Origin of the sequence: Aneurinibacillus danicus (assembly GCF_007991215.1) — a bacterium.
Taxonomy (GTDB): domain Bacteria; phylum Bacillota; class Bacilli; order Aneurinibacillales; family Aneurinibacillaceae; genus Aneurinibacillus; species Aneurinibacillus danicus.
In genome coordinates this window covers 1-4,744 of sequence record NZ_BJXX01000115.1, presented here as the reverse complement: position 1 = coordinate 4,744, position 4,744 = coordinate 1, and the positions used below count along the sequence as shown (strand labels likewise).

Here is a 4,744-nt window from a genome sequence, read left to right as displayed (position 1 = left end):
TCACGATTTTCACAGAAAAAGGAGCGCAATTATAGTCTGATGGAATATTGGAAAGAGAAATCGGTGCATTTCGCAAAATTTTCCCGCCGGGCGCGCATGGAGCTGATTCCGTGCCTGCGGGAAGGAGAACTGCTGGTCCATACATACGGACGGTTCAAAAAAGAAGGAAAGGAATTGCCGATAATACTGGTGAACGCGAACTTTTTTCATCTGGATGGCGGTTACTCCATCTCGGGAATGAAGTATAGCGACGGGACGGTAATCGAGCGTTCGTTAGGCGGCTTCTATGTTTATCAGGATATGGATGGAGAGGTGCGGATCGATACCATAAAAGATAAGAAGATTTCCGACTTCGCGGGTGCGTGCTGGGCGTTGGAATCGTCGCCGCTGCTGCTGCCAGTCTTGGAAGCAAGTGTCCATATGGAAGCGGCCATTGCGACGGAAGCGCATCCGCGTACGGCCATCGGGCTGACGGACGATAGCGTGATTCTAGCGGTAACGGACGGACGGCCTGCAGGATTGACCTGTTATGCGCTGGCTGACCTGCTGAGAAAGGCGGGGTGTCACACTGCGTTAAATTTGGATGGCGGACGGTCCTCCCAGCTTGTCATCCGCGGCAAACAGATGAACCGGCAGTGGATGCGGCGCAAAGTATTCGCGGCATTGGCCGTCTATAATTAAGTTTCAGGAAGAAAAAGGATAGTTTCTGTGTGTGTCGAATAACTAACACAGGTATTTTCTTGATATTTCAAAGGTGGCAGAGGTAAAAATAATATAGCCTTTGCTTTCGCTTAAAAGTATAAAGAGAAATCGGGAGAGGAAGCGAGCAGCTTGAAAAAGAAAATAAAGCAACTACTTATCTGGAGTACTCTGATAACAAGTATAAGCGGTGGTGTTGCACCTGTGTGGGCCGCGGAGGACGCGGCGCAGCCGCAGGAAGCGAGGAACATTCCCTATGCGGCCCAGGAAGCGCGCATTCATGAAGTGCTGCAAAAAATCATGGAAGAGCACCTCAACAGCGAGCATGATATCAAGCGTCTGACAGATGGAGCGATCCGGGGCCTGCTGGAAGAGGTGGGGGACCCGTATACGACCTACTTTACGGAGCAGGAGTTCGAGGATTTTTATAATGGTTTGGAAGGCACATTTGCCGGTATCGGGATTTATATACAACAGCAGGATAATAAGCTTATCATCCAGAGCATTTTCGAAGAGTCTCCGGCGGAGAAAGCCGGTTTGCGCGAGGGAGATGAAGTCGTTGCAGTGGACGGAAAGCGGGTAGCCGGGCAATCCATCGAACAAGTGACGGAATGGATGAAAGGGGAACCTGACTCCAGCGTCGAGTTGACCGTGAAGCGGGGTGGAAAAGAACATACCGTGCAGTTGAAGCGGGAAATTCTGCAATTTTCCCCGGTGGATAGCCTGATGCTGGACAATAAAATCGGCTACATGACTCTTTATACGTTCTCTGACAATAGTGCGGAAGTGTTCCGCAAGCATTTGTCCCGACTGCAAAGCGATGGAATGGAAGGATTGATTCTTGACCTGCGGGATAACGGCGGAGGATATTTGGACGCAGCCATAGAGATTGCGGACATGTTCGTCGATAAGGGGGCGCTGGTCCATGTGAAAGATCGGAGCGGAAAACTGACCGATATTTCTGCCAAATCCGGTTCCATTCAGATACCGATGGTTGTGCTGGTGAATGGGTTGACAGCCAGCGCTTCGGAAGTACTGACCGGCGTGCTTAAGGATTATAAAGTAGCTACCGTTATCGGCACCAAAACATTCGGCAAAGGCACGGTCCAGGAGTTGATACCGCTGCAAAAAGGCGGGGTTCTCAAGCTGACGGTGGAAGAGTATTTCTCCCCGCTAATGCACAAGATTAACGGCCAGGGTATTCTCCCCGACATTGTGGTACAAAATCCGGACGAACAGGTGATGAGGGCTATATCCTATCTACATGGTTCTACTGCTCTTCATTTATATCCGGACGGAACGGCAGGCGTGGCCGGTTTTCCGGCGGGGAATAGTCTGGCGAAGAAAGTGGGAGGCAAGTGGTTTATCGCGCTTCGGCCTTTTGCCGAAGTGTACGGCTGTCAGATTTATTGGGATGGAGCACGGCAGCAAGCCGTGCTGCGCTGCGGTGAGGTCGTTCGTAAGTACTCGACGAAGAATAATACATATCTACGTAACGAGAAAGGCACATTGTGGCTTGCGCTTGATAAGCTTGACAGTGACTTTCCTTCCATTTTTGTCGAGAAGCGGGGCGGGGACATCCTGGTTCATGTGAAATAGCTTCGATGTTTTCACAACATTTTTCCTGGAGGTGCGTCTATACATACAGACAAAACATGGACACGAGGGAGGAAAAAGCATGAAGAAGTGGGGATACGGTATAGTCGGCGCCGCGCTGGCATTGATTGCAGGTGCACTCTCGACGGGCGCCGCCGCTCCGGCTGAGCCGGGCACCGATGCGGACCCGATCGTGACGAAGAGCTATGTGGAGAAAGTGAAGCAGGAGATTTTGAATCAAGTAAATTCCGGATCAGGTACGCAGACGCCTGCACCGACACCGGCACCGGCGGATTCGGCTAAGCTGGTTGTGGAGAAAGTGCCGGAAGGGAAGACGATTATCGGCTATGCCGGAACGGAGTTCATTGTACGGACCGGCAAAGTGACGGCCCATACACCGGCAGGAGAAGGCTATGGTCTGCCTGACCTGACTTCAGGAACGAATATTACGCTGGGTAAAACCGTACCGGCCAATCATCATTTGCTGCTGCCGCGTGACGACGGCCGCGGCCTGAAAGTGGTCAAAGGACCGGCGGACATTATGATTCGCGGTGAATATGTAATTCGATAAAATGATAAGGGAGAGGAAGGCAAGTGTGAAAAATACAATGAACACTTGCTTTCCTTTATTATGCTGAAGCTTTTTTTGCACAGCATGAATTGGAGCAGATGGCCTCCAGGGTCTGGCACGCGCATGAGATGCTGCACGCCGGCACAGGGGTAGGGGCAGAGTATACCGGCTGGATACAGTGGCCCAAAACATATAACAGGGAAGAATATGAGCGCATTAGGCGCGTGGGGACGGAGATTCGCGAAAAAGCGGAAGCCTTCATTGTGATTGGAGTTGGCGGGTCTTATTTAGGAGCAAAGGCCGCAATGGACATGCTGCTTCCCGCATTTTATATAGAAAAAATTCTATAATTAGGAGAAAAAAAGAGAGGATAATAGGGAGATGGCTTTTTCTTGCAATCCATTATGGAAAGTACTTATATATAGATAAGGTTTGATGTTTCGACATGTGTGTTGTGGTGAGAGATAGGAAGTGTAGAAAAGAAGAAGTTGGAAATGTCCTGCGCACGGGCTTGTAAATAGATAAAAATGACCAAAGAACAATTAAGAACATCTGGAATGCAATAGTAAAGATGTCATTCAACATATACCGGACGATGAAAAAGAGGAGGTCAAAGCATGAGTGATAAGCTCGATTTAATTTTATCAGCTCTACAAGGAGTGCAGAGCGAAGTCCAAAAGCTAAATCAGCGCATCGATGTATTAAATCAGCGCATCGATGTATTAAATCAGCGCATCGATGTATTAAATCAGCGCATTGATGTATTGGAAGAAGGACAAAAAGAAACAAACCAAATCGTCCGGGCGTTGCGTGATGGGCAAGAAGAGATGAAGGCACAAATGGAAGGCCTGGCACTTGATGTTCATAAGTTGCACGGAGAAGTAACAGCCATCCGGCAGGAACGACAACGTGATCGTGACATTTCAGATATACGTGCCGGCCGTACTCAAAGAGAGATTCTAGAAATAAATTCGCGCCTTGAACAATTAGAACGCGAGAAGAATTAATGGGTGACTTAATTCAAATGGTTGGTGCTACTCATGCACGAACGACAAAACCGGAAGAACAAATAGCAGCAGAGGTAGTTCGCTATAGAATTACCTCTATTTGTGCTGTCTATCAAAATGAATGGTAGAGGGTAGGTTAGGAGAATATCCCTGGGTTGCAGCTGAAAAGCCATGGTGGTTTTGATATACTGTAGGTAATGAATGTGATTGAGGAACGGAGGGACGAGATGGCTGAGAAGATGGATACGATTCTGCAGATGCTTCAGCAGATGGACCGCCGCATGAATGAAGGTTTCGGACGGGTTGACGAGCGTCTGGACAGGCTGGAATCCGAGACAACAGGGATTGCAGAACGTCTGGGGAAGCTGGAGACGGAGACGGCGGGAATTACGGAGCGTCTGGACAGACTGGAGACAGAGACAGCAGGAATTACAGAGCGCCTGGGGAAGTTGGAGACGGAGACGACAGGAATTACAGAGCGCCTGGGGAAGTTGGAGACGGAGACAGCAGGAATTACAGAGCGCCTGGGGAAGTTGGAGACGGAGACAGCAGGAATTACGAAGCGTCTGGACAGAATGGAAGCGGACATTACCATCATTAAAGACGCTGTCACCCATAACATTACAGAATCCAGGAGCCATATTAAGCATGTCGAGGATATGCAGGAAAGGCAGCAGCGCGTCATCGAATTGCTTTCGCTCCGGGCATTTGAACACGAGGCAGACATCCGGGATATTAAACGGCTGATTAATAACCAATAAAATTTATGGCTTCATGGCAGAGAAGCGCATGCTCGCTCCCCTGCCTTTTTTCTGTGAAAATCGTGAGAAAAGAAGGAGAGGGAGAGGAAAGAAGATCCAGGGAAGAAAAA

Annotated in this window: 6 protein-coding genes; all 6 read left to right on the top strand. The window is 49.2% G+C overall.

What is annotated here, in order from left to right:
* Nucleotides 1-681 (top strand): phosphodiester glycosidase family protein (locus ADA01nite_RS12550; protein WP_218029560.1); only part of this gene is annotated, 681 nt, incomplete at its 5' end.
* 150 nt (nt 682-831) lie between these two features.
* Nucleotides 832-2,298 (top strand): S41 family peptidase, encoded by a 1,467-nt coding sequence (locus ADA01nite_RS12545; protein ID WP_146810355.1) that lies wholly within the window; start codon nt 832-834, stop codon nt 2,296-2,298.
* A gap of 79 nt (nt 2,299-2,377) precedes the next feature.
* On the top strand, nt 2,378-2,866 hold the full coding sequence (locus ADA01nite_RS12540) for a hypothetical protein (protein WP_146810353.1): 489 nt from the start codon (nt 2,378-2,380) through the stop codon (nt 2,864-2,866).
* A gap of 98 nt (nt 2,867-2,964) precedes the next feature.
* Nucleotides 2,965-3,216 (top strand): hypothetical protein, encoded by a 252-nt coding sequence (locus ADA01nite_RS12535; protein ID WP_146810351.1) that lies wholly within the window; start codon nt 2,965-2,967, stop codon nt 3,214-3,216.
* Between the two features lie 267 nt (nt 3,217-3,483).
* Nucleotides 3,484-3,873, top strand: a complete 390-nt coding sequence (locus ADA01nite_RS12530) for a hypothetical protein (protein ID WP_146810349.1) — start codon at nt 3,484-3,486, stop codon at nt 3,871-3,873.
* Between the two features lie 227 nt (nt 3,874-4,100).
* A complete protein-coding gene (locus ADA01nite_RS12525) occupies nt 4,101-4,634 on the top strand; it encodes a coiled-coil domain-containing protein (protein ID WP_146810347.1) in 534 nt (177 codons plus the stop codon).
* Nucleotides 4,635-4,744: the final 110 nt, after the last annotated feature.

Bases quoted from the DNA above. Each gene is read 5' to 3' on its own strand.
- ADA01nite_RS12540 (WP_146810353.1), top strand. From the start codon at position 2,378: ATGAAGAAGTGGGGATACGGTATAGTCGGCGCCGCGCTGGCATTGATT.
- ADA01nite_RS12535 (WP_146810351.1), top strand. From the start codon at position 2,965: ATGGCCTCCAGGGTCTGGCACGCGCATGAGATGCTGCACGCCGGCACA.
- ADA01nite_RS12530 (WP_146810349.1), top strand. From the start codon at position 3,484: ATGAGTGATAAGCTCGATTTAATTTTATCAGCTCTACAAGGAGTGCAG.
- ADA01nite_RS12525 (WP_146810347.1), top strand. From the start codon at position 4,101: ATGGCTGAGAAGATGGATACGATTCTGCAGATGCTTCAGCAGATGGAC.